This is a genomic window from Burkholderia sp. HAN2018, from assembly GCF_024704855.1.
In the GTDB taxonomy this organism is placed as follows: domain Bacteria; phylum Pseudomonadota; class Gammaproteobacteria; order Burkholderiales; family Burkholderiaceae; genus Burkholderia; species Burkholderia cepacia.
On the sequence record NZ_QOBB01000075.1, the window covers coordinates 1 to 23,315 of the forward strand.

A 23,315-nucleotide genomic window follows, 5' to 3' on the forward strand; every position below is an offset into this window, starting at 1 on the left:
CGGGCCGGCGCGGTCATCGGGCCGCCTCCCGGCGCGGGCCGCGTGCGCGGCCGGCACACGCCGCGCATGAATCGGGGTGAAGCATGAATTCGTGAAGAAATGACGAACGGATGCGCATTGTGCCACCGATGCGCCAGGGCTCGGGTTTACGCGGATGGCGGCGCGTCCCGCCGCTGCCGATAAGCCGGGTCAGGCCGTCTGCGCGGCGGGGCAGTTGGACGAGCGCAACGTTTTGCGCAGGGTTCACATGCCCCGATGGACGGACGGTTTGCGACGTGACACCATTTTGTCCTCACGCGGCCGCACACCGCGTCGTCCGCCCTGCGGGCCACACCTACAACAGATCGAACATTCGCCGGGCGCGCGACACGCCCGGCCCCGGCTCCGGAGATTCGTCATGAAGAAGCACGTCATTTTTACCGCTGCGCTGGCTGCTTTCGCCGCGCCGGTCTTCGCCCAGAACAGCGTGACGCTGTACGGTGTGATCGACGAAGGCTTCAACTACACGAACAACGTGAATGTGAATGGGGTCGGAAAGTCGAATTACCAGCTCGCGAGCGGCTATGCGCAGGGCAGCCGCTGGGGCCTGAAGGGCAGCGAGGATCTCGGCGGCGGGCTGAAGGCGATCTTCACGCTGGAAAACGGTTTTGACGTCAACAACGGCCGGCTCGGGCAGGGCGGCCGCATGTTCGGCCGCCAGGCGTTCGTCGGGCTCTCCGAGTCGCGCTTCGGCACGCTGACCTTCGGCCGCCAGTACGACTCCGTCGTCGACTATCTGGCGCCGCTCACGGCCAACGGCAACTGGGGCGGCACGCTGTTCTCGCACCCGTTCGACAACGACAACACGGACAACTCGTTCCGCGTCAACAACACGGTCAAGTATGCGAGCGCCGACTGGAACGGCCTGACGTTCGGCGGCACGTACAGCTTCAGCAACAGCACCGGCTTCTCGAACAACCGGCAGTACAGCCTCGGTGCGCAGTATTCGCTGGCCGGGCTGCAGGTCGCGGCTGCGTACCTGCAGGCGAACAACCCGGGTGTCGGCAGCGCGGGCGCGATCACCGCGGATGACGCGAACTTCGTCGCCGACCGCCTGCGGATCTTCGGCGGCGGCGTCAACTACACGTTCGGCCCGGCCACGGTCGGTTTCGTCTATACGAAGACCGACGTGAAGAATCCGGTATCGACGGTCTACCTGCCGGCTTCGACGTTCGCCGGCCTTGGGCTGACCGCGACGAAGTTCCAGAACTTCGAGATCAACGGCAAGTACCAGCTCACGCCCGACTTCTATCTCGGCGCGCAGTACGTGTACACGGACGGCAAGTTCGATGCCGCGGCCGGATCGTTCAAGCCGAAGTACCACACGGTCGGCCTGATGGCCGACTACAGCCTGTCGAAGCGCACCGACGTCTACCTGCAGGGCGCATGGCAGAAGGTTGCCGGCGACAAGACCGGCACCGCGGCCGACGGCGGCTACGTGGTCGGGACGGACGGCCCGTCCGCGTCGTCGAACCAGTTCGCGGTGCGCGCCGCGATCCGCCACAAGTTCTGAGCGTTTCGACCGGCCGGGGCCGGTGCCCCGGCCCCAGCCCGCGTCAGCCCGCCCGGTACGGGCCGCCGAGCGTCTCCGCGAGCCAGTCGACGAAAATCCGCACGCGCGGCGCGAGATGCCGCCCGGTCGGAAACACCACCGACACGGGCAGCGGCTCGGCATTCCATTCCGGCAGCACCTCGACCAGCGAGCCGTCCGCCAGCAGCGGCCCGAGCCCTTCGCGCGGCGCCTGGATCAGCCCGAGGCCCGCAAGACAGCACGCGAGATACGCCTGCGAGCTGTTGACCGACACGACGCTGCGCATCTTGACCGCATGCAGCTCGCCCGTATCCATGTCCGCATACTCCCAGTCCAGCTCACGGCCCGTTCGGCTCGAGAAATAGCCGACCGCGACGTGGTCCGGCAGCTCGTCCGGCGAGCGCGGCGTGCCGTGGCGCGCCAGATACGCGGGCGCCGCGCAGTTGATCTGCGCCAGCTCGCCGATGCGCCGCGCGACGAGCGACGTGTCGGACATCGTGCCGACCCGCACCGCGCAGTCGATGCCGTCGGCGACGAGATCGACGAAGCGGTCGGTCGTGCCGATCACGACGCGCAGGTCGGGGTAGCGTGCGTGGAAATCCGGTAGCGCCGGAATCATCTGGTTCACCGCGAAGCGCTCGGGCAGGTCGACGCGGATCGCGCCGCGCGGTGTCGCGCCGGCGTCCTCGAACAGCGTTTCCGCGTCGTCGAGATCGGCCAGCAACCGCATGCAGCGCTCGTAGTAGGTCGCCCCCTCGGCCGTCAGCGCGACGCGCCGCGTCGTGCGCTGCAGCAAGCGGACCTTCAGGTGCTTTTCCAGATACTGGACGGCGTTGCTGACCGTCGGGCGCGGCAGTTGCAACTGCTCGGCCGCTTTGGTGAAGCTGCCGAGATGGGCGACGCGCGCAAAGATGCGCATTGCATGCAGATGATCCATGCGGGGCGGGGGTGTGGGCGGATGGACAGGCTCCATTGTTAATCAGCGTCGAATGGTTTGGTGGAGTGTTTCGCATTTATCGTGCGTCGCGATGCGCCCAGAATCCGACCTGTTGATTCATCACTCGAGGAAACGGACATGGAGATGCGTGAACTGGGCCGGTCGGGCCCGCGGGTATCGGCGCTCGCGCTGGGCTGCATGGGGATGTCGGACTTCTACGGGCCGGCCGATCGCGCCGAGAGCATCGCGACGCTGCACGCAGCGCTCGACCACGGCATCACGATGCTCGACACCGGCGATTTCTACGGAATGGGCGACAACGAGATGCTGATCCGCGATGCGCTGCGCGGCCGGGCACGCGACCAGGTGCTGATCAGCGTGAAATTCGGCGCGCTGCGCGATCCGGCCGGCGGGTTTGCGGGCTACGACGCGCGGCCGGCGGCAATCCGCAACTTCGTCGCGTACTCGCCGAAACGGCTCGGCACCGACTACATCGACATCTACCGGCCGGCGCGCATCGATCCGGCGGTGCCGATCGAGGAGACGATCGGCGCGATCGCCGATCTCGTGAAGGCCGGGTACGTGCGCCATGTCGGCCTGTCGGAAGCCGGCGTCGACACGATCCGCCGCGCGGCGGCCGTCGCGCCGATCTCCGACCTGCAGATCGAATATTCGCTGCTGTCGCGCGGTATCGAGGCCGGGATCCTGCCCGCGTGCCGCGAACTCGGGATCGGCGTGACGGCCTATGGCGTGCTGTCGCGCGGGCTGCTCGGCGGGCGCTGGAGCACGGCGCGGCAGGGCGAGCGCGATTTCCGCGCGGCGAGCCCGCGCTTCCAGGGCGAGAACCTCGCGCACAACCTCGCGCTCGTCGACGCGCTGCGCGCCATCGCCGACGAGAAGGGCAGCAATCCCGCGCAGGTCGCGATCGCGTGGGTGCTGTCGCGCGGCGGCGATATCGTGCCGCTGATCGGCGCGCGCAAGCGCACGCAGCTTCAGGACGCGCTGCAGGCGGCTGAGATGCAACTAACGGTCGATGACATCATGCGCATCGAAGCGGCGGTTCCCGCCGGGGCGGCTGCCGGTGAGCGTTATCCGGCCGCACAGATGGCTCACCTCGACAGCGAGCAGGGACGGGGGACATTTCAGGGGGACTGATCGACCGGGCCGGTAGCCGGCGCACGCGACCTGCGTTGAACGAAGGCAGGCGTGCGCCGGACGGCGGCGGCGCGGTGTGCGAATGTGCGCGCGCGCCGGCCGCGCCGGTTCCGCGCGGCAGGCCCGAGCCAGCCTCAGGCAAAGCCAGATGGCGGGCGGCGCGATCGGGGTTCACGATCGGCGCCGTACTCATCCGGACGGAATGCCTTTCATGCACATTGATACGCTGACGATCGTCGCGGTGGTTTTCCTGCTGGCCGGCGCGGTCAAGGGAATGATCGGGCTCGGCCTGCCGACCATCGCGATGGGCTTGCTGACGCTCGCGATGCCGCCGTCGGCCGCCGCGAGCCTGCTGCTCGTGCCGTCGTTCATCACCAACGTGTGGCAGTTGTGGCTCGGCCCGTCGTTCGGGCCGCTGCTGCGCCGGCTGTGGCCGCTGCTCGCCGGTCTGACGATCGGCACGCTGACGGGCGGGCTGCCCGCGCTCGCGGCGGGCAGCACCTGGACGCATGCGGCGCTCGGCGTGGTGCTGATCCTCTACGGGCTGTGGGGGCTCGCCGCCGCGCGGCTGCCCGCGCCGGGGCGCCATGAAAAATGGCTGTCGGCCGTGGTCGGCTACCTGACGGGTGTCGTGACGGCCGCGACCGGCGTGTTCGTCGTGCCGGCCGTGCCGTACCTGCAGGCGCTGCGGCTGTCGAAGGACGACCTGATCCAGGCGCTCGGGCTGTCGTTCACCGCCTCGACGATGGTGCTCGGCCTGCAGTTGCGCGTGACGGGGGCGCTGGAGACCGTCGATCTCGGCGTGTCGGTGCTCGCGCTCGTGCCGGCGCTGGCGGGTATGGCCGGCGGGCAATATGCACGGCGCGTGATGAGCGAAAAGGCGTTCAAGCGCTGCTTCTTCGTCGGGCTGATCGCGCTCGGCGCGTACATGGCGGCTTCGGGGTGGCGGTGAGCGGGCATCGCCGGCGAGCGTGATGCCCGCTGTCCGTGACGATCCCGAAGCCGGTCGTCGAAACCGGCTTCGGGCGCATTCACCGGGCGCGGGCCACCCCGCTCAGGCCGGATCGGCGTACTTCAGCGTCCACCCGAACGTACGGGTCGCGCCCGCGCCGAGTGCGAACGGCTTCGTCGTGCACGCGAAGTTCGAATGCAACTGGCCGATCGGCGTCGTCGACAGCGGATTCGTCGTGCCGTTCACCGTATCGAAGGCGGACAGCGCGCAGGTGTCGAACCCGGTCGCCGCATAGCCGGTCGCGGGGCTGTTCGCGTACGCGACCGACACGCCGTCGCCGTTGGCCTGCGTCGAGGCGAAATCCGCGAACGACGTGAAGTCCGTTTCGACCGACAGGTTGCCAGTGAGCGTGCCGGTGCTCAGCGTGTCGCTGCGCGCCACCGAGCCGTGCGCGAACGTCAGCACCGTATGCACCTGGAGGTCGAGATCCGTCGTGTACGCCGCGTTCTTCGATGCGAGCCGGAACTTCGCGGTATCGAACGACACGATCACCTGCCCGTTGCCTTGCTGGACATTCAGGTTCCTGTAGTACGTGACGGGAATGTAGGTCTTGCCGTTGTACGACACCTGCGGAATCAGCAACGCGTAGCCGAGATCGGTCGTGCCGTAGGTCAGCTTGTCGGAGGACGGCACCGGGTAGTACGGCGTGAACGAGTTGTAGTCGGGCGCCTGGCTGAGGTTCAGGTTGATCACGCGCCGGCCGTCGCGCACGGTCACCAGCGCCGCGCTGTACGGATGCGCGGGGTCGTTCGGCCGGTTGTACCAGGTGAGCGTGTAGCGCGGGAGCGCGTCGAGCCATGCGTTGTAGTCGGCGTCGGCCATCGGTGCCTTGCCGCCGAAGCCGAGCTTGTTCCACCACGCGTTCACGTACAGGTACTGGTGCAGCAGGCTGAAGTTCTCGCCCATCACGCGCGGCTTGCCGCGATACGCGTCCGTGCCGCGACCCTTGACCCACATGTTCACCGAGGGCGTCGGCAGCGACGGGTCGTACCAGAACGTGTCGAAGCGATGCGCCGCCTTCGTGATGAACGTGTATGCGACCTGCTTCTCCTGGTCGGACAGCACGCCGGCGTTGGCCGCGGCCGTCAGCACTTCCATGAACGCGGAATCGCCGTACGGGCCGATCGAGCGGCCGTAGTTGAAGCCTTCGCCGTCGCCGTTCAGCTGCGGCAGGATCAGGTCGACGGACTTGCGCAGATATCCCTTCAGTTCCGGCGTGAAATTCCCTTCGTTGCCCATCTCGAACGTGCGCTCGGTCACTTCGCCGATCAGCAGCGTGCTGTAGCGGTCGAAGCGCGCCTGGTCGTAGTAGGTCGTGTGCGTGTTCGACGCTTCGTCCGAGAACCCGCCCGACGAGTCGTTGCGAATATGGTTCGTGAGCGTGTACAGCAGCGCGTCGCGCGCACCCATCGTCGCGACCGACGGATCGGTCTTCGACGCGAACGACGGGCTGCTCCAGCCGAGCTTCTGGCGCAGCCCGGCGATTCCGTAGGACACCGCATAGTAGTTCTGCGCGGTGTTGAGCGACGCGATGTCGATCGGCGTGCCGGCGGCCGGGCACGTATCGACCTTGCCGCTCGCGTCGGGGCCGAACATGTCGCAGAACCGCAGCCGCTGCTGCAGCGTCGCGAGCATCGCGTCGCTGAAGACTTCGTTGAGCATCCCGTGCGCCTGCAGGTTGTTCAGCGCGACGAGATAGTAGTACTCGCCCCACGACGTGTTCGCATACGTATAGTTGCCGCCCGACTGCGCCATCATCGCGGTCGTGATCTTCTGGTAGGTCGCGAGGTAGCTCGCGTATTGCGGATCGTTCTTCGACTTCATGTCGATCAGGATGTACGACAGGCCGAGCGCGAGCTTGCCGGGCAGGAATTTGTCGCCGGTGTTCGTGTCGAGCACGTGGACGGGCGTGCCGTCGCCGAGATCCATCACGACCTGCGTGAAGTCGGGCGACTTCCGGATCAGGTCGAACAGCGCGCGCATCTGGCCCATCATCGTGATCGGCGTATCCGTGCCGGCCGGCACGCGCGTGTCGGCCGCGCCGTAGACGAGCGCCTGCAGCGAGTTCGCCGCGAGCGCGGAGGCGGGCGGCGACGTCGGCGTCGAGTTCGACGGCGGGGACGACGAAGACGGCGGATCGGTGATGTCGTTGCCGCCGCAGGCACTGACGAACAGGACGGAAAGGGCGCTGAGCGCGGCGCCGAGCGCGAATCTGCTGCGCGGATGCATTGTGTCTCCAGTCTTGAATAGTGATGAGGGACGGGCGGGGGTGGCCGTCGCCGCGCTCGATGCCCGTGCCTGGCCGCCGCCTTGCAACCCTGATCCCTGAAGACGGACGGCCTGAATCACCACTCGAGCGGGCAAGCGTTCTCCCTGCGCGGGCCGTGGCCGGCGTCGCGCGGATGCATTGGAAAACGTTTTCCAAATTTAGGCATCGAGCGGCGTGATGTCAATGAACTTTCACGTCGAACGCGCCGGGAAAAACCCGGATGGCGGGGTACGAGGAAATGGAGCGACAGATTGGAATGCCGCAAAAATTACGGGGATTTCTTTCGGTCGTGACGAGGTGAAGCGCGGGAGGTCGATGCGGACGCGGCGAGCAGAGAGACTATCCGGCGACAGATGTACGCCGGATTTTGAGAGAAAACGTTATCCATAAGAATCGAAGCGAATCGTGCATGCATCGCGGCATCGACCGCGAGCGACGCGCGTCACCTCGGCGCGGTTTCGCCGGACAGGAACGCGACGAATTCGCGCGTGTACTTCGGCAGCGCGTCGAACGACCGCGCGCACAGCTTCAGGCGGCGGTGGCTCCATGGATCGGACAGCTCGACGAGCCGCACGTCCATCGTCTGCATCGCACGTTCGGCCGCATGGCGCGACACGATGCCGATGCCCACGCCGCTGGCGATCACGCGGCAGATCGCATCGAAGCTCTTCAACTGCACGCGGTAGCGGATCCGCTTGCCGAGCGCGCGCGCCTGGTCGGCGAGATGCACCTGCAGTGCGCTGCCGTCGGTGAGGCCGATGAAGTCGGCGTCGGCGATCGTGTCGAATGCGACCTTGTCGTGTGACGCGAGCGGATGCGCGGCCGGCACGACGACGATCAGCCAGTCCTCGCGGAACGGCTTCTGTTCGAGCCCGCCGAGGCCGACCGAATCGGCGACGATGCCGACCTCGGCCGTCTTGTTGCGGATCGCATGCACGATCTCCTGGCTCGAGCGCTCCTCGACGCTGATCGACAGCTTCGGATGATGCGGCAGGTAGTCGGCCAGCGCGTCGGGCAGGTATTCGCTCAGCGACGCCGTGTTGCACAGCAGTCGGATATGCCCGCGCAGCCCCTGGCCGTATTGCTGCAGTTCGCCGCGCATGTGGTCGATCTGCTGCAGCACGGTGCGCGCGTGGTGTTCGAGCGCGCGGCCTGCGTCGGTGGCCTGCGCGCCCGACTTGGTCCGGTGCAGCAGCGGTACGCCGAGCTCGTCCTCCATGCCGCGGATGCGCTCGCTCGCGGCCTGCAGCGTGATGTGGGTCCGCTCGGCGCCGCTCGTGATCGTGCCGGCCTCGCAGATGTTCAGGAAGAGCCGCAGGTCGGTCAGGTCGAAGCGCATGATGGGTGGGGCGATCGCGTTGGAATGGCCGATAAGTTAGCAGGGAACCGCGGCCGGGGTCTCAGGCTTAGCCTGAGGCCCGATTCGCCGGTTCCGTATTTTCGGGGCGCGATCGATGACGGATCATGGCCGCACATCAACCGGGGAGCCTGTCATGCGGATCGATCCGTCGTGGGGCGTGTCGTTCAAGATCGCGCTGCACGTGCTGTTCCTGTGCATCGGCATCGCGTGGGCCTGTTCCGAACTCGCCGCGTGGCTGCGTTGAGCGTCGCGGCGCGCAGCAGTGGCACGCTGCAACACCTATCAAAACGAGCTCGTCATAGTTTTACGAAACGGAAATTCTTCCGTTTCCGCGCGAAAAAACCATCAAGTTTTTCCGAATCGGACCGTATTACCGGTAGCGAATGCCGGCCGGCATCCGGTTCGTGATCGTTTGTCATCATTGTTTTCATCCGGTTACACGTCGGCCGTTCCGTTTTTGAGATGCTTGAAAGATTGTCAAACCGGAGTCGGATCGTCCATGAAATCGCACGAGATTCACCGTCACGCGGCGTGGCTGCCGGGCCTGGCCGCCGTGCTCGTCATGGCCGGTTGTGCAAGCACGCAGTCCGTTCCGCCGAGCGACACGCTGGCGGCACAGTCGTTACCGTCGAGCCCGCCGGCCGTTGCGCCGGCGGCTGCCACCCCGCCTCCCGCGCCGATTCTCGTCGCGCAGAAGTACGTCGTGAAGCGCGGCGACACGCTGACGGGCATCGCGTCCGCGAACGGCTGCAGCATTGCCGACCTGCGCACCTGGAACAAGCTGGGCGCGAACGGCAGGCTGCGCATGGGGCAGGTGCTGCGCATCGTCAGGCAGCAGCCGTTGCCGCCGCCGGGCGCGGCCGGCGTGCAGGTGGCCGCCTCGTCGGCTGCGAGCAATGGCGCGGGGAGCAGCCCGGCATCGGCGCAGGTCACCGCGTCGACCGCGAGCGACCGTCAGGTCGTCAAGGAAACGAAGCGGCATGCAGGCGGCGTCGCGCTCAAGTGGCCCGCCAACGGCAAGATCGTCGACGGGTTCCGGCCGGGGCAGAACCGCGGCATCCAGATCGCCGGCCGGCCGGGCGACCCGGTCCGCGCCGCGGCCGACGGCCGCGTGATGTACGCCGGCACCGGCCTGAACGATTACGGCAGCCTGATCATCGTCCAGCACAACGCGGATTTCCTGACCGCCTATGCGCACAACCGCAAGCTGCTCGTGAAGACGGGCGACATCGTGCGCCAGGGCGACGAGATCGCCGAGATGGGCGACCTCGACAACTCGCGCGTCGCGTTGCTGTTCGAAGTGCGGCGCGACGGCAAGCCGGTCAATCCGATGCCGTACCTGCCTTCGTCGCAAGGGTGAGGCCGGGTCGTTTCGCTGGAACGTGGCGGCGGTCGCTGCTACGCTAGGGCCTGTTCATGCGAGTCCCGTGCTTCGCGCGGGGCCGACGGCCGTCTTTCGGGGATGCGCGGTGAATGCCGTCGCGGGCCGGCCGCCGGCGCGAACGGGGGCGCTTCGTCAAGGCGTGCCCGCGTCGCTTCGTGCCACCGTTTCCGACAGAAGACAGAACACACCTCATCCATGGAACACTCTCCGACACGCCGCTCGCTGTTGCTTGCCGCCGTGGCCGCGCCGTTCGTCGCCGCGTGCACGTCCGCGCCGGTCGCCGACCAGGGGCGCGCCCACGCCGCCCAGGCCGAATTGACCGCGCTCGAGAAGGCGTCGAATGGCCGGCTCGGTGTCGCCGCGCTCGATACGTCGAACGGCGTGCGCATCGCGCACCACGCGCGCGAACGCTTCCCGCTGTGCGGCACGTATGCGGTCGTCGCGGCCGCCGCGATGCTCGCGCGCGGCTCGCTCGACGCGTCGCTGCTGCCGCGCCGGATTCTTTACCGCCGCTATGAAATCGTGTCGGGCTCGCCGGTCACGGAAAGCCACGTCGACACGGGCATGACGATCGAGCAGCTGTGCGTGGCGATGCTGCAGTCGGGCGACAAGGGGGCCGGCAACCTGCTGATGGGCGTGCTGGGCGGCCCGCAGGCCGTCACGTCGTTCGCGCGCGCGAGCGGCGACACGTCGTTCCGCCTCGATCACTGGGAACCCGAACTGAATCACGCGGCGCCCGGCGACGAGCGGGACACGTCGACACCGGTCGCGATGATCGACACACTGCAGCGGCTGGTGCTCGGCAACACGCTGCCCGAACCGCAGCGCGCGCAGCTGACGGAATGGATGGTCGGCGGCGCGCGTGGCGCGACCGGCATCGCGGCGGGCGTGCCGCCGGGCTGGCGCATCGCGGACAAGGCCGGCACGGGCGGTTACGGCACGACGGCCGACGTCGCCGTGCTGTGGCCGCCGTCGCGTGCGCCGATCGTGATGGCCGTGTCGTTCACGCAGCCGCAAGCCGCCGCGGCGGCCCGCGCGGACGTCGTCGCGTCGGCGGCGCGCATCGTGGCGGGCGCGCTCACCGCGACGGCCTAGGGCCAGCGCAAGCCCGTTATTAGCGTGAACAGGCCCTAACGCCTCGCGCCTCGCGCAAAACCGGCGTTTGGCTTATCGTGTCGGACAGCGCGCGCCGGAGCCGGCGCGCGGCCCTTTCGCGCCGTTTTTGCGTTTGCCTTCTTCATGCACCGACTTCCGCCCCTGCACGCACTGCAGATCTTCTCGACGGTGGCCCGCCACCGCAGCTTCACCCGCGCGGCCGAGCAGCTGTGCGTCACGCAAGGGGCAGTGAGCCGGCAGATCCAGACGCTCGAGGCGCATTACGGCTTTCCGCTGTTCAAGCGGCATGCGAAGGGCCTCACGCTGACGGCGGAAGGCGAGCAGTTGCTGCCGGTCGTCAACGAGAGCTTTGCGCGGATCGAGGACATCTCGATGAAGCTCACGCGGCAGCGCACCGATCTCGCGCTGAAAGTGCCGACCTGCGTGATGCGCTGGATGCTGCCGCGCATCATGCGCTTCCAGGACGAGCATCCCGATCTCCACGTGCAGATCACGACCGCGTGGCAGCACGTCGTCGATTTCTCGACCGAGCCGTTCGACGCGGCGATCGTCTACGGCACGTCGCCGGGCGCGGGCGTGTTCGCGCTGCCGCTGTTCGACGAGCGGCTGACGCCCGTCTGCGCGCCCGAATTGCGGCAGACGTCGCCGCTCGACTCGGTCGGCGACCTGGTGCGTCACACGTTGCTGCATCCGACCCGCGACCATCGCGACTGGCGCGCCTGGCTCGATTACGCGGGCGAGCGCGGCGTCGATCCCGCGCGCGGGCCGACGTTCGACACGCTCGATCTCGCGACGAACGCGGCGATGCAGGGCTTGGGCGTCGCGGTCGGCGACGTGACGCTCGTCGACGACGACGTCAGCGCGCGCCGGCTCGAACGGCCGTTCGATCTCGTGCTCGAGACGGGCGCGCGCTACTTCTTCGTCTATCCCGAGAACATCGGCAACCAGCAGAAGATCCGCGCGTTCAGCGACTGGATCGCGCGCCACCGCGACTGAGCGGCACCGCGCGCGTTCACCGAACCGGCGTGCGGAACCCGCCGGGCGTCGCGCCGGCGAGCGGCTTCACTGGTATGTCACGACCGCGATCATCGGTGCGTGATTGTTGCCGGGACGGCTCGGTAAAACGATTGCGCGCGAGGCCTGAGTAAAGGTCGTGGTCTTGATCGCCTGCTGGCTCGCCGCGTCGACGAACGCGATCTGGCCGGTTGCCGGGCGCGGACAGTCGGCGCGTACGCGCCCATTGGCGAGATCGGGCGTATCGAGCGCGAACGAGCAGGGCGGCTCGACGATCATGCCGGAGAAGTGGATGATGCCGGACGCGCCGGCGGCGAAGGACGAGGAAGTGGCCAGAAGCGAGGCAGCCAGGGCGAACGAGGCGGCGATATGGCGGTGCTTCATGACAGGCTCCATATAGGAAGCGCGTCGCAGCGGGGCCGCTCGGGTGGCAGTCCGTCAACGCCGCGATGCTGTATGCGTAAACGGCAAAACCATTGGGCCTCTTGAATGAAAAAATCGAAATAATGACTATAGGCAAACGATTGCGAATTGCTTGAATCAATGTAGGCCGAATCTGCGCAATCGCAAGTCAGGGAAAAGCCGGGGGGATAAGATCGAACGGCGAACGGTCGTCGCGACCGTTGTGCGGGCAACGGCCTCGCGCCGTCCGGAAAGCAAAAACGCCGCTCGTCTCGAGCGGCGTTTTGCGTTGGGGCGAAGGTGCGCCGTTCAGTTCATGCGCTTGCGTACCGCGCCGACGATCACGAGCAGCACGATCGCGCCGACGATCGACGCGATCCAGCCCGCGCCCTGGCCCGGCGAGTACCAGCCGGCGGCGCGGCCGACGTAGCCGGCGATCAGCGAGCCGACGACGCCGAGCACGGCGGTCATCAGGATGCCCATCTTGTCGTCGCCGGGCTTGAGCGCGCGGGCGAGGAGGCCGACGATGAGCCCGACGACCAGGGTTTCGATGAATTGCAGCATGAACGCCTCCCTATTGCGGTTGAGCTGTTGACGAAACGAAGTTGACCCGTGCGGCGCACAAGGGTTCCATGCGGCGGCAAGCCGGCGCGTGGCGTGCCGAGTATCGCATGGCGGCGCGACGTGCGGATGTCACGCGGCCGGCGCGCCCGGCGCAGGCTCGAGACGACGATAGCCTTCGGTTGCATTCAGCAGCGTGCGCGTGTAGTCGCGCGCCACCTGCCCGGCGCGCACGTCCTCGATCCGGAGCTGCTCGACGATCTCGCCCTGCTGCATCACGGCGACGCGCTGGCACAGGAAGCCGATCACCGCGAGGTTGTGGCTGACGAGGATCATCGTCAGGTTGCGTTCGCGATGCAGGCGGCGCAGCAGGTTCAGGATCTCGGCCTGCACCGACACGTCGAGCGCGGACGTCGGCTCGTCGAGCAGCAGCACGCGCGGCTCGACGATCAGCGCGCGCGCGATCGCGACGCGCTGCCGCTGGCCGCCCGACAACTGATGCGGATAGCGAAACCGGAACGTGGGGCCGAGGCCGACCTCGGACAGCGCGCGGGCGATGCGCGCATCGGTGTCGCTCATGCCGTGGATCGACAGCGGTTCGCGCAGCGTCTGGTCGACCGTGAAGCGCGGATGCAGCGACGCATACGGGTCCTGGAACACCATCTGCACGTGGCGGCGAAACGCACGATCGGGCGTGCCGCCGACCGGCCGGCCGTCGATCGACAGGCTGCCGGACGCGAGCGGCACGAGGCCCGTCAGCGCGCGCAGCAGCGTCGACTTGCCGGAACCCGATTCGCCGACGAGCCCGAACACCTCGCCGTCGCGCACCGCGAAGCTCGCGTCGCGCACGGCGTCGACGTGACCCGTGCGGGTCGGGAAACGGATCGATGCGTGATCGACGTCGATCATCGTGCGGCCTCCTGTCGATCGGCGGGCGTGCCGGCATGCGGCGCGGGTTCGAGCCACGCCGGATCGCGTCGCAGCACGGGCAGTTCGTCCGGCGGGTTCGCGAGCGGCGGGTTCGCCGCGAGCAGCCCGCGCGTATAGGGATGGGAAGCGTTGCGCAGGTCGCGCGCGGCGCAGGTTTCGACCACGCGACCCGCGTACATCACCGCGACGCGATCGCAGAACGACATCACGAGCGGCAGGTCGTGGCTGATGAACATCAGGCCCGTGTCGTGGCGAGCGATCATCGCGTCGAGCACCGCGAGCACCTGCATCGACACGGCGACGTCGAGCGCGGAGGTCGGTTCGTCGGCGATCAGCAGGCGCGGGCCGGTCGACACCATCATCGCGATCATCACGCGCTGGCCCATGCCGCCCGACAGCTCGTGCGGATACGCATCGGCGACGCGCGCCGGGTCGCGGATCTGCACGGCCTCGAGTGCATCGACGATCCGCTCGCGCAGCGCGCGGCCGCGCAGCCCGGGCTCGTGCAGCCGGAACGCTTCGCCCATCTGCTTGGCGACCGTCATCACCGGGTTCAGCGAATATTTCGGGTCCTGCAGGATCATGCCCATCTGGCTGCCGCACAGCCGCCGGCGTTCGCGCGGCGACATCGCGAGCAGGTCGTGGCCCGCGAAGCGCATCGTGCGTGCCGACCAGCGCGCGGCGTCGGGCAGCAGGCCGAGCAGCGCGCGGCCCGTCAGCGATTTGCCGGAGCCCGATTCGCCGACGATGCCGAGGCGTTCGCCGGGCGCGAGCGTCAGCGACAGGTCGCGCACGGCATCGGTGACGGTGCCGTCGTGCCCGCGAAAGCCGATCTTCAGGCCGTCGATCTCGCACAGCGGCGCGGGCGTGGGGGCGGGGTTCATCGGCATGTCACGCTCCATGACGGGGATCGAAGACATCGCGCAGCCCGTCGCCGAGCAGGTTGAACGCGAGGCTCACGAGCAGGATCGCGCAGCCGGGCAGCGTCGCGACCCACCACGCGTCGAGCAGCACGTTGCGGCCCGACGCGACCATGAAGCCCCACTCGGGGCTCGGCGGCTGTGCGCCGAGGCCGAGGAAGCCGAGGCCCGCGACGGTCAGGATGATGCCGGCCATGTCGAGCGTCGCGCGCACGATCACCGACGACATGCACAGCGGCACGATGTAGCGCAGCAGGATGCGCGGGCCCGACGCGCCCTGCAGGCGGGCGGCGTGGATGAAGTCGGCCTGCGCGATGCGGATCGTCTCCGCGCGCGCGAGCCGCGCATACGCGGGCCACGCGGTGATCGAGATCGCGACGACCGCGTTGATCACGCCGGGCCCGAGCGCGGCCGCGAATGCGAGCGCGAGCACGATCTTCGGGAACGCGAGCGCGATGTCGGTGATGCGCATCAGCACGCTGTCGACGAAGCCGCCGCAATAGCCGGCCGTCGTGCCGATCGCGAGGCCGATCGGCACGACGATCACGACGACGAGCAGCGCAATGCCGAGCGTGAGGCGCGAACCGGCAATCAGCCGCGAAAGGATGTCGCGGCCGAGCTGGTCGGTGCCAAGCCAGTGCGACGGCGAGCCGGGCGGCAGCAGCCGGTCGGACAGCACCTGGCGCAGCGGATCGTGCGGCATGATCAGCGGGCCGACGATCGCGACGACGATCAGCGCGACGAGGATCGCGAGCCCGAACAGGTTGAGCGGGTTGCCGGCGAAACGGCGCCAGCGGCGATACGCGAGGCCGAGTGCGGCCTGCGAGCGCGAGGCGGGCGCGTCGGACAGCAGCCACGCGCGCAGCGTGAGACGCTCGGCGTTCATGGTTGGACGACCTTCGGCATGGGCGATGAAAGAAGCAGGGTGGAAGCGGTCATGTCGTGTCGGCGCGTCAGCGCGCGCGCGGATCGAACACGCGGTACAGCGCGTCGGTCAGCAGGTTGACGGTGATGAACATCGCGCCGATCACGAGCGTCGCGCCGAGCACCGCGTTCATGTCGGCGTTCAGCAGCGCGCCGGTCAGGTAAGAGCCGAGCCCCGGCCACGCGAACACGATCTCGGTCAGTACCGAGCCTTCGAGCAGGTTGCTGTAGGTGAGCGCGATCACGGTGAGCAGCGGCACCGCGATGTTGCCGAACGCATGCCGCCAGATCACGCGGCGCTCCGGCAAGCCTTTCGCGCGCGCGGTGACGATGTATTCCTGGCTCAACTGGTCGAGCATGAACGAGCGCGTCATGCGGCTGAGATACGCGACCGAGTAGTAGCCGAGGATCGCGGCGGGCAGCGCGATGTGCGATACCGCGTTGCGGAACACGTCCCATTCGCCCGCGAGCGCCGCATCGATCAGCAGGCTGCCGGTGCGCGGATCGACCATCCCGTCGTACACGGGATCGAGCCGGCCCGGCCCGCCGACCCAATGCAGCCGCGCATAGAACAGCAGCAGCCCCATCAGCCCGAGCCAGAACACCGGCACCGAATTGCCGATCAGCCCGACGAAGCGCGCGATGTGATCGATCGGACGGTTGTGCTTCACGGCGGCCGCGACGCCGAGCGGCACGCCGATCGCAATGCCGATCAAGGTCGCGATCGTCGCCAGTTCGAGCGTGGCCGGGAATACGCGCTTGATGTCGTCGAGCACGGGGTTCGCGGTCAGCAGCGACATGCCGAGATGGCCGTGCAGTACATCGCGCGCATAGATCAGGAATTGCGTGACGAGCGGCTTGTCGAGCCCGAGCGCGATGCGTTCGGCCGCATACGCCTCGGCCGACGCGCGATCGCCGAGGATCGCGAGCACGGGGTCGATCGGCACCTTGCGGCCGATCACGAACGTCAGCGCGAGCAGCCCCGCGAACGTGACGGCGAGCGTGAGCGTCCAGCGCAGCACGCGCAGTGCCCAGCGCACGGCCGGGCGCCGCGCGGGCAGCGTGCGCAGGGCTTCGAGGGAGGAGGCGGGAGTCGACATGCGGTGAATCTTATTGCTTCTTCAGGTTGCGGTACGACACGAGATCGTTGATCGGCCCGACTTCGAGCCCGCTCACGCCGGGCCGCGTCGCGACCTGCGCGACTTTCTCGAACATGATCACGAACGGCGAGCGCGCGAGCATCTCCTTCTGCATCGCCTGATACCGTTGCGCGCGTTTCGCGGCGGTCGGTTCGGCGAGCGCGGCGTCGGTTTCCTTCGTCAGTTGCGGAATGTCCCAGCTGTTGCGCCAGGCCAGCATTTTATAGCTCGACTTGTCGGAATTGTCGGGGTTCCACGCAAAACCCTGCGCGTTGCTGTGCGGATCGATGTAGTCGGCCGACCATTCGCCGATGTAGATGTCGTGCTGGCGCGCGCGGTATTTCGCGAGCGTCTGCTTGTTGTCGCCGGGGATCAGTTGCACCTTGATGCCCGCCTGCGCGAAGTTCGCCTGCACGGCCTGCGCGATTTCGGTGTACGGATAATCGTTGCGCACGTCCATCGTCACCGAGAACCCGTTCGGCACGCCGGCCTTCGCGAGCAGCGCCTTCGCCTTCGCGACGTCGAGCCGGTACGGGTTCGCGTTCAGCGTGCCGAGGAAGCCTTCGGGCAGGAAGGTCTGGTGGACCTTGTAGGTCGTCTTCACCACGTTGCCCTGGATGCCCGCATAGTCGACGAGCCACTTCAGCGCTTCCTGCACGTCGGGCTTCGCGAGCGTCGCATTCTTCGTGTTCAGGCCGAGATACAGCAGCGTCGCCTGCGGCGATGCCGACACCTTCGCCTTGCCGGATTTCACGACCGACGCCAGATCGTCGGGGCTCAGGTCGCGTGCCGCATCGACGTCGCCGTTCTCCAGCAGCAGGCGCTGGCTCGCGGCTTCGGGCACGTGGCGCAGCACGATGCGCTTCATCGCGAGCGGCAGCCGGTAGCCGTCGAAGCGCTGCAGCACGACGGTGTCGCCGGCGGTCCACTTGACCAGCTTGTACGCGCCGGAGCCGGCCTCGTTGGTCTTCAGCCACGCGTTGCCGAAGTCGCTGCCCTGCTGGTGCGACAGCAGCAGCTTCCTGTCGAGCACCGAGGCGGGCCAGGAGCCCAGCACATTCAGGACGAAGGTCGGCGCGTACTTCTGGTCGGTCGTGACCGACACCGTCAGGTCGTCGAGCTTCTTCACGTTGGCGACGACGTTCGCCTTCGTGAGCCCGATGCCGGTCAGTACGGCCGCCGGCCCCTTGTCGAGCAGCACCGCGCGCTGGATCGACCACGCGACGTCGTCGGCCGTCAGCGGGTTGCCCGAGTGGAACTTGAGGCCGGGGCGCAGCTTGAACGTGTAGGTCAGCCCGTCGGTGCTCACCGTCCACGACTGCGCAACGTCGCCGTTGAATTTCGACGGATCGCGCAGGTCGACGCGCACGAGCCGGTCGTACGTGTTCGCGACGTATTCCTCCGGCACCAGCTCGTAGACCTCGCCCGGGTCCAGCGTCGTGAATTCGTCGAGCAGCGTGGCCATCACGAACATGTCCTTCGGCGTCTCCGCATGCGCGGCGGACAGCGGAACGGCGGCGAGGACGGATGCGGCGGCCAGCGCCGCGACGAGCCGGGATGTCAGGGGTTTCATCTGCGCTCCATGTGTCGTTGAAGTCGTTGAACGTGAACGGTGGGGAGAATGCGTCGGGCCATCACATCAGGCGCCACGGGCCGCTTGCCGCATTGTCGATCTGGGGCAGCGCATGCGAGCCGGGCAGTTCGTAGTGCCACCATTCGCTGTCGATGTGCGCGAAGCCGGCCGCGTGCATCACGCCGAGCAGCAGCAGGCGGTTGCGCTGCACCGCTTCGGGCAGCCCCGCGTGGAAGTGGCCGGATGCGGCGACCATCTCGTCGAAGCCGGTGCCCATGTCGAGCGGCTCGCCATCCGCGCCGACGAGCGTCAGGTCGAGCGCGGTGCCGCGGCTGTGATTCGAGCCGCGACCGAGATCGGCGACGAAGTTCGGATCGGGCAGGAAATCCCACAGCACCTGCTGCGCCTGCGGCGGCCGGTACGCATCGTAGATGCGCAGCGTGAAGCCGGCCTGCGCGGCGACGTTCACCGCGCGGCGCAACGCGGCTTCGGCCGGTGCCAGCAGCAGGCAGTGCGCGCGGCGGTAGATCGGCTTGCCGGTCAGGTTGCGGTCGGTCGCGTAGACGAGGTCGATGTCGACGCGATGGGTGGCGGGCGTGATTTCGACGAGGCGGTGGTCGTTCATTGGCGGTTCGGGTTCGGTCGGGCTCGCTCAGGATTCGAATTGGTCGAACGTGTGCTGCAGTTCGCGGTTGCGCGCGACGCGCCGGTCGATCGCGGGGCCGAGGCGGTCGACCACGGCCGTGATCAGCAGGTTGAACAGGCAGGTGAGCGGTGCGAGCGAATCCCAGAACTGGCCGACGTCGGTCTTCACCTGCAGCAGGTCGGCCGGCCAGTCGCGCGCCCACGGGCACGAGAGGTCGGTGACCAGCGCGAACGGCTGCCCGCGCTCGGCGGCCGCCTGGCAATAGCGGCGCGCGCTGCGCGAATACGCGCGGGTGTCGGTGACGATGCAGTACGGCCGCTCGAATTCGGAGTTCAGCGAATCGACGTACGAGCCCGACTGGCCGTCGGAATAGAACACGCGCGGGCGCAGGTACTCGAGGTAGCTGCTGAACGCGTTGCTGATCCCGCGCGTCGACTGGATGCCGAGGATGAATACCGCGTCCGCATGCGCGATCCGGTCGGCGACCTGCGCGAACACCGGGCCTTCGGCGAGGCGGTACACGTGGCGGATCGCATCGAGCTCGCGCTCGAGCGACGATGCGAGCGGGCTGTTGCCGGCATCGCCGTTTCCGTTTCCGTTGCCGTGGGCCGGTTGCGTACCCGCGATGCGGCGGTATTCGTCGAGCCGGTCGGTGATCATCCACGGGCGATCGCCTCCGCCGCGCAGCTCGCGCTTCAGGTCGTCGAGATTGCGGTAGCCGACGCTGCGCAGGAAGCGCCCGACCGAGATGCCGCTCGTGCCGGCCTGCTGCGCGATCTGGTCGGCCGTTTCGAGCCCGAGCCGGTCGAGGTTCGCGAGCATGTAGCTCGCGATGCGCTTCGCGGTCGGCGTGAGCTCGGCGTAGCGGGATTCGACGGTACGGGCGAACGCGCAGGTCATCGGCTGTTAGATCGTTGTCGTCTGATGATCGAATGTCATCCATCTAACGAAGCCAAAATCATTCACGCCAGCGGATAAAAACTATGGTGTGAGGATAGGTGATAGGGTCGGAAGTGCGTTCGACGGTGGGGCGGTCCGCGCCGGAAGGGGCTTGGTTTTATCTCTGTCAGGAATAATTTGCGTTTATGTCTGATGGAGATAATTTGCGTTTATGTCTGTCAGGCATATACTGCATTTATTGTCCTCGGGGATCCATGCCGTGAACTTCATCGTCAATACGTCCGCGCAACTGGGCGAAATCCTGTCTTCCGCGCGTCAGGCAAAGGGCCTGACACAAGCGGAAGCGGCCGGGAGAATCGGCGTGGGTCAGTCGCGCCTGTCGTCGCTCGAAACCACGCGTACCGAAAGCCTGTCGCTTAGTCAGTTGCTCGAGTTGACCGCGCTATACGGTCTCGAACTCAGCATCCGCACGAAGGACGGGCACGACGCAGCCGACGTCGAGTGGTAAGCGATGGGACGCAGAACGCACACGCGCGCATTGTCGATCTGGACGAACGGCCAGCGGGTCGGCACGTGGCGGATTCCCGCGCGCGGCGACATGGAACTCCTGTACGACGCCGACTGGAAACAATCAGCCGTCGGCCGCCCGTTGTCGCTGTCGCTGCCGTTCGGTGTCGGCGAAGCACCGCTGCGCGGCGAACGCGTGAATCACTTCTTCGACAATCTGCTGCCGGACAGCGATGCCATTCGGCGCCGCCTGGCCGCCCGGTTCGGCACGGCGACGACCGAGCCGTTCGATCTGCTTGCCGCGCTCGGCCGCGACTGCATCGGCGCGGTGCAATTGCTCGGCGAGGACGATGCGCCGACCGGCCTGAATCGCATCGACGGTACGCCGCTGTCGGACGACGACGTGGCACGCGTGCTCGATCAGGCGAGCGGGGTGGCGACGGCAGGCGGGGACGACGACGATTTCCGGCTGTCGCTGGCCGGCGCGCAGGAAAAGACCGCACTGCTGTTTCATGACGGGCGCTGGATGCGCCCGCATGGCGCGACGCCGACGACGCATATTCTGAAATTGCCGCTCGGGCTGGTCGGCAACAAGCGGGCCGACCTGACGGCCTCCGTCGAGAACGAGTGGCTGTGCCTCGCGATCCTGCGCGCGTTCGGCCTGTCGGTCGCGCAGGCGGAAATCGTGAGTTTCGGCGCGCACAAGGTTCTGTCCGTCGCACGCTTCGATCGTGCGTTGCATCGCGATGGCGGGTGGCTGTTGCGCTTGCCGCAGGAGGACTTCTGCCAGGCGCTCGGCGTGCCGCCTCATCTGAAGTACGAGTCGCACGGCGGCCCCGGTGTGCCCGATCTCGCAGGCCTCCTGCGCCGCTCCGAAACGTCGCGGGAAGATCTCGACACGTTGTTCGCCGCCCTGATCGTGTTCTGGATGCTTGCCGCACCGGACGGGCATGCGAAGAACTTCAGCCTGCGCCTGCTGGCGGGCGGCCGTTTCCGGCTGACGCCGCTTTACGACGTGATGTCGATCTGGCCGGTCGAAGGCGACGGCGCGAACCAGTGGTCGTGGCACAAGGCGAAGCTCGCGATGGCCGTGCACGGCAAGCGCAAGCACTATGCGATGCGCGACATCACGCGACGGCACTTTAGCGCGATGGCCGAGCACTGCCTGCTCGGCGATATCGCGACGCCGATCGTCGAACGGCTCGTCGCGATGACGCCGCATGTGATCGAATCGGTCGCCGCGGCGTTGCCGCCCGGCTTTCCGGCACGGGTCGCGGAACGGATTCTGGGCGGCTTGAGGTTTGCCGCGCAACGGCTCGACGCGATGCCGCGAGAGTGAACCGCTTCCGGTCGCGGCGCAGGTCGCCGGGATCCGGCGTATTCGCATCCGCACAGGCCGGCTCGAAACGATCGGTGATTCGAGTCGACCGCATCGTATCCCGATCTCGTGTTGTCGCCATGCAGGGTCGTCACGACCGGGCGCAATCGTATCCCCTCATTCACCGAAATCCGTTCCCTTCCCGCCATCCCGCTGCACCGCAATAATTACAAAATTAAAGTCGATCAGCTTAATTCATTAATTCAGGTTAATAATTCATTTAATTTATTCGTCGAATTGTATTTAACTTGCGTGACGGGATGTTCGATTTTCGATAATCCGAAAAACGGCATGTGTTCCGTAATGGGAATTCACTTGATCGCAAGAATGAAGGAGAAGTCATGACGAATCTTTCTCGACGCAGGATGCTGGCGAATACGGCCGGCGCCATTGCCGCCGCCGGTATTGCGGTATCGGCCAAGGCCGCCTCGTTCGGCAATCCGGACAGTCCGCCGGAAGGCGCGGTCAATGCGCGCAACCGCCAGAGCCTGACCGATCCGGGGCCCAAAAATCCGGCTATCGCCAACCAGTTTCCGTCCTTTCAGGATCCGCCGGCCACCGATATCAACGGCATGCCGTTATTCTGGGCCTCGTTCAATAATGCGCATAAAAGAATTCAAAATGGCGGATGGGCGCGTGAAGTCACTCAGGACGATTTTGCGATTTCCGAAACCATTTCCGGCGTCAACATGCGCCTGACGCGCGGCGGCATTCGCGAGATGCACTGGCACCAGCAGGCCGAGTGGGCCATCATGCTCGACGGCCGGTGCCGGATCACGGTGCTCGACGAACTCGGGCGGCCATCGGTGCAGGACGTGAAAACCGGCGATCTCTGGTATTTCCCGCCCGGCCTGCCGCATTCGCTGCAGGGCCTCGGCACCGACGGCGCCGAATTCCTGCTCGCATTCGATAACGGCCGCGCATCCGAATTCAACACGCTGCTGCTGACCGACTGGGTCGCGCACACGCCGCCCGACGTGCTCGCGCTCAACTTCGGCGTGCCGGCCGACGCATTCCGGAACATCCCGCTCGACAACCTGTGGATCTTCCAGGGCGACGAACCGGGCCCGCTCGCGGAAGCTCAGCGCGCATCGGCGTCGGCGGCAGGGGCGCCGCCGCATCCGTTCATCTTCCCGCTCGGCGACATGAAACCGGTCAGGAAGACCCGCGGCGGCGAAGTGCGGATCGCGGACAGCACGAACTTCAACGTGTCGACGACCGTCGCGGCGGCGCTCGTCACCGTGCATCCGGGCGGCATGCGGGAACTGCACTGGCACCCGAACGCGGATGAATGGCAGTACTACCTGCAGGGCGAGGCACGGATGACCGTGTTCGACACGGGGCCGAAGGCGCAGACGGCCGACTTCCGCGCGGGCGACGTCGGCTACGTGAAGAAAAGCCTCGGGCACTACGTGCAGAACACCGGCAACACCGATCTGGTGTTCCTCGAGATCTTCAAGACCGACCGCTATGCGGAAGTGTCGCTGTCCGACTGGCTCGCGCATACGCCGCCGAAGCTCGTCGAAGCGCACCTGAACGTCGCGCCGGACGTGATCGCGCAGTTTCCGCGCAACCGTCCCGACGTCGTGCCGCTGTAACGCCGCCGCTGCCGCCGCGG

General features: G+C 67.2%; 21 protein-coding genes. 9 read left to right on the plus strand and 12 right to left on the minus strand.

The genetic code is table 11. The annotated features are described in order from the left end of the window. Positions 1–397: 397 nt before the first annotated feature. Positions 398–1,552: a porin gene (locus DPV74_RS19770; protein WP_027791906.1), complete on the plus strand. Its 1,155-nt coding sequence runs from the start codon at positions 398–400 to the stop codon at positions 1,550–1,552. 43 nt (positions 1,553–1,595) lie between these two features. Here the strand turns inward: DPV74_RS19770 and DPV74_RS19775 are convergent, their stop codons facing one another. Continuing rightward, a complete protein-coding gene (locus DPV74_RS19775; protein ID WP_048022506.1) occupies positions 1,596–2,507 on the minus strand; it encodes a LysR family transcriptional regulator in 912 nt (303 codons plus the stop codon). 138 nt (positions 2,508–2,645) lie between these two features. Between DPV74_RS19775 and DPV74_RS19780 the strand changes: the two genes are divergently transcribed. Both DPV74_RS19780 and DPV74_RS19785 read left to right on the plus strand, forming a co-directional pair. Next, entirely contained in the window at positions 2,646–3,662 is a 1,017-nt protein-coding gene (locus DPV74_RS19780) for an aldo/keto reductase (protein WP_119337818.1), read from the plus strand. 211 nt (positions 3,663–3,873) lie between these two features. Continuing rightward, positions 3,874–4,614, plus strand: coding sequence for a sulfite exporter TauE/SafE family protein (locus DPV74_RS19785; protein ID WP_119337827.1), 741 nt, complete (start codon positions 3,874–3,876; stop codon positions 4,612–4,614). A 102-nt stretch (positions 4,615–4,716) separates the two neighbouring features. Here the strand turns inward: DPV74_RS19785 and DPV74_RS19790 are convergent, their stop codons facing one another. Together DPV74_RS19790 and DPV74_RS19795 are read right to left on the minus strand one after the other, a co-directional pair. Then, entirely contained in the window at positions 4,717–6,903 is a 2,187-nt protein-coding gene (locus DPV74_RS19790; protein WP_119337819.1) for a hypothetical protein, read from the minus strand. A gap of 482 nt (positions 6,904–7,385) precedes the next feature. Continuing rightward, a complete protein-coding gene (locus DPV74_RS19795) occupies positions 7,386–8,282 on the minus strand; it encodes a LysR substrate-binding domain-containing protein (RefSeq protein WP_027791901.1) in 897 nt (298 codons plus the stop codon). 520 nt (positions 8,283–8,802) lie between these two features. On the opposite strand from DPV74_RS19795, the gene DPV74_RS19800 reads away from it, so the two are divergent. From DPV74_RS19800 to DPV74_RS19810, 3 genes are all read left to right on the plus strand, one after another. Next, on the plus strand, positions 8,803–9,663 hold the full coding sequence (locus tag DPV74_RS19800; protein ID WP_060195388.1) for a peptidoglycan DD-metalloendopeptidase family protein: 861 nt from the start codon (positions 8,803–8,805) through the stop codon (positions 9,661–9,663). 219 nt (positions 9,664–9,882) lie between these two features. Further along, a complete protein-coding gene (gene bla / locus DPV74_RS19805) occupies positions 9,883–10,782 on the plus strand; it encodes a class A beta-lactamase (RefSeq protein WP_060085472.1) in 900 nt (299 codons plus the stop codon). 144 nt (positions 10,783–10,926) lie between these two features. Next, positions 10,927–11,799 (plus strand): LysR substrate-binding domain-containing protein, encoded by an 873-nt coding sequence (locus DPV74_RS19810; RefSeq protein ID WP_027791898.1) that lies wholly within the window; start codon positions 10,927–10,929, stop codon positions 11,797–11,799. A gap of 66 nt (positions 11,800–11,865) precedes the next feature. On the opposite strand, the gene DPV74_RS19815 is transcribed toward DPV74_RS19810, so the two are convergent. The 9 genes from DPV74_RS19815 to sapR all read right to left on the minus strand — a co-directional run bounded on the left by DPV74_RS19815 (position 11,866) and on the right by sapR (position 19,812). Next, positions 11,866–12,201, minus strand: a complete 336-nt coding sequence (locus DPV74_RS19815) for a hypothetical protein (protein WP_027791897.1) — start codon at positions 12,199–12,201, stop codon at positions 11,866–11,868. Positions 12,202–12,528: 327 nt separating this feature from the next. Next, positions 12,529–12,783: a GlsB/YeaQ/YmgE family stress response membrane protein gene (locus DPV74_RS19820; protein WP_119337820.1), complete on the minus strand. Its 255-nt coding sequence runs from the start codon at positions 12,781–12,783 to the stop codon at positions 12,529–12,531. Between the two features lie 129 nt (positions 12,784–12,912). Beyond that, positions 12,913–13,689 carry an ABC transporter ATP-binding protein gene (locus tag DPV74_RS19825; protein WP_059697443.1) on the minus strand — a complete coding sequence of 259 codons (777 nt, stop codon included), beginning with the start codon at positions 13,687–13,689 and terminating at the stop codon, positions 12,913–12,915. Further along, positions 13,686–14,600, minus strand: coding sequence for an ABC transporter ATP-binding protein (locus DPV74_RS19830; protein WP_060206759.1), 915 nt, complete (start codon positions 14,598–14,600; stop codon positions 13,686–13,688). The genes DPV74_RS19825 and DPV74_RS19830 overlap by 4 nt, the downstream gene beginning before the upstream one ends. 1 nt (position 14,601) lies before the next feature. Next, a complete protein-coding gene (nikC, locus tag DPV74_RS19835; RefSeq protein WP_027791893.1) occupies positions 14,602–15,516 on the minus strand; it encodes a nickel transporter permease in 915 nt (304 codons plus the stop codon). Positions 15,517–15,583: 67 nt separating this feature from the next. Then, positions 15,584–16,654, minus strand: a complete 1,071-nt coding sequence (locus tag DPV74_RS19840; RefSeq protein WP_027791892.1) for an ABC transporter permease — start codon at positions 16,652–16,654, stop codon at positions 15,584–15,586. Between the two features lie 10 nt (positions 16,655–16,664). Next, entirely contained in the window at positions 16,665–18,266 is a 1,602-nt protein-coding gene (locus DPV74_RS19845; protein ID WP_119337821.1) for an ABC transporter substrate-binding protein, read from the minus strand. A gap of 61 nt (positions 18,267–18,327) precedes the next feature. Next, the gene (gene ddpX / locus DPV74_RS19850; protein WP_027791890.1) at positions 18,328–18,891 is read right to left on the minus strand and encodes a D-alanyl-D-alanine dipeptidase; all 564 of its coding nucleotides are present in this window, start codon (positions 18,889–18,891) and stop codon (positions 18,328–18,330) included. Between the two features lie 27 nt (positions 18,892–18,918). Then, positions 18,919–19,812, minus strand: a complete 894-nt coding sequence (gene sapR, locus DPV74_RS19855; protein WP_060195402.1) for a sap1 transcriptional regulator SapR — start codon at positions 19,810–19,812, stop codon at positions 18,919–18,921. 259 nt (positions 19,813–20,071) lie between these two features. Here sapR and DPV74_RS19860 point away from each other — a divergent pair, with 259 nt between their 5' ends. The 3 genes from DPV74_RS19860 (at position 20,072) to DPV74_RS19870 (ending at position 23,295) form a co-directional block, all read left to right on the plus strand. Further along, positions 20,072–20,320: a helix-turn-helix transcriptional regulator gene (locus tag DPV74_RS19860; protein ID WP_021161351.1), complete on the plus strand. Its 249-nt coding sequence runs from the start codon at positions 20,072–20,074 to the stop codon at positions 20,318–20,320. 3 nt (positions 20,321–20,323) lie between these two features. Further along, positions 20,324–21,658: a type II toxin-antitoxin system HipA family toxin gene (locus DPV74_RS19865; protein ID WP_119337822.1), complete on the plus strand. Its 1,335-nt coding sequence runs from the start codon at positions 20,324–20,326 to the stop codon at positions 21,656–21,658. Between the two features lie 380 nt (positions 21,659–22,038). Then, complete coding sequence (locus DPV74_RS19870; protein ID WP_059553582.1) at positions 22,039–23,295, plus strand: oxalate decarboxylase family bicupin; 1,257 nt, start codon at positions 22,039–22,041, stop codon at positions 23,293–23,295. Positions 23,296–23,315: the final 20 nt, after the last annotated feature.

Bases quoted from the DNA above. Each gene is read 5' to 3' on its own strand.
- DPV74_RS19775 (WP_048022506.1), bottom strand. From the start codon at position 2,507: ATGGATCATCTGCATGCAATGCGCATCTTTGCGCGCGTCGCCCATCTC.
- DPV74_RS19840 (WP_027791892.1), bottom strand. From the start codon at position 16,654: ATGTCGACTCCCGCCTCCTCCCTCGAAGCCCTGCGCACGCTGCCCGCG.
- DPV74_RS19865 (WP_119337822.1), top strand. From the start codon at position 20,324: ATGGGACGCAGAACGCACACGCGCGCATTGTCGATCTGGACGAACGGC.
- DPV74_RS19795 (WP_027791901.1), bottom strand. From the start codon at position 8,282: ATGCGCTTCGACCTGACCGACCTGCGGCTCTTCCTGAACATCTGCGAG.
- DPV74_RS19845 (WP_119337821.1), bottom strand. From the start codon at position 18,266: ATGAAACCCCTGACATCCCGGCTCGTCGCGGCGCTGGCCGCCGCATCC.
- DPV74_RS19770 (WP_027791906.1), top strand. From the start codon at position 398: ATGAAGAAGCACGTCATTTTTACCGCTGCGCTGGCTGCTTTCGCCGCG.
- bla (WP_060085472.1), top strand. From the start codon at position 9,883: ATGGAACACTCTCCGACACGCCGCTCGCTGTTGCTTGCCGCCGTGGCC.
- DPV74_RS19825 (WP_059697443.1), bottom strand. From the start codon at position 13,689: ATGATCGACGTCGATCACGCATCGATCCGTTTCCCGACCCGCACGGGT.
- DPV74_RS19830 (WP_060206759.1), bottom strand. From the start codon at position 14,600: ATGCCGATGAACCCCGCCCCCACGCCCGCGCCGCTGTGCGAGATCGAC.
- DPV74_RS19790 (WP_119337819.1), bottom strand. From the start codon at position 6,903: ATGCATCCGCGCAGCAGATTCGCGCTCGGCGCCGCGCTCAGCGCCCTT.
- DPV74_RS19870 (WP_059553582.1), top strand. From the start codon at position 22,039: ATGACGAATCTTTCTCGACGCAGGATGCTGGCGAATACGGCCGGCGCC.
- ddpX (WP_027791890.1), bottom strand. From the start codon at position 18,891: ATGAACGACCACCGCCTCGTCGAAATCACGCCCGCCACCCATCGCGTC.
- DPV74_RS19820 (WP_119337820.1), bottom strand. From the start codon at position 12,783: ATGCTGCAATTCATCGAAACCCTGGTCGTCGGGCTCATCGTCGGCCTC.
- sapR (WP_060195402.1), bottom strand. From the start codon at position 19,812: ATGACCTGCGCGTTCGCCCGTACCGTCGAATCCCGCTACGCCGAGCTC.
- DPV74_RS19800 (WP_060195388.1), top strand. From the start codon at position 8,803: ATGAAATCGCACGAGATTCACCGTCACGCGGCGTGGCTGCCGGGCCTG.
- DPV74_RS19780 (WP_119337818.1), top strand. From the start codon at position 2,646: ATGGAGATGCGTGAACTGGGCCGGTCGGGCCCGCGGGTATCGGCGCTC.
- nikC (WP_027791893.1), bottom strand. From the start codon at position 15,516: ATGAACGCCGAGCGTCTCACGCTGCGCGCGTGGCTGCTGTCCGACGCG.
- DPV74_RS19785 (WP_119337827.1), top strand. From the start codon at position 3,874: ATGCACATTGATACGCTGACGATCGTCGCGGTGGTTTTCCTGCTGGCC.
- DPV74_RS19810 (WP_027791898.1), top strand. From the start codon at position 10,927: ATGCACCGACTTCCGCCCCTGCACGCACTGCAGATCTTCTCGACGGTG.
- DPV74_RS19815 (WP_027791897.1), bottom strand. From the start codon at position 12,201: ATGAAGCACCGCCATATCGCCGCCTCGTTCGCCCTGGCTGCCTCGCTT.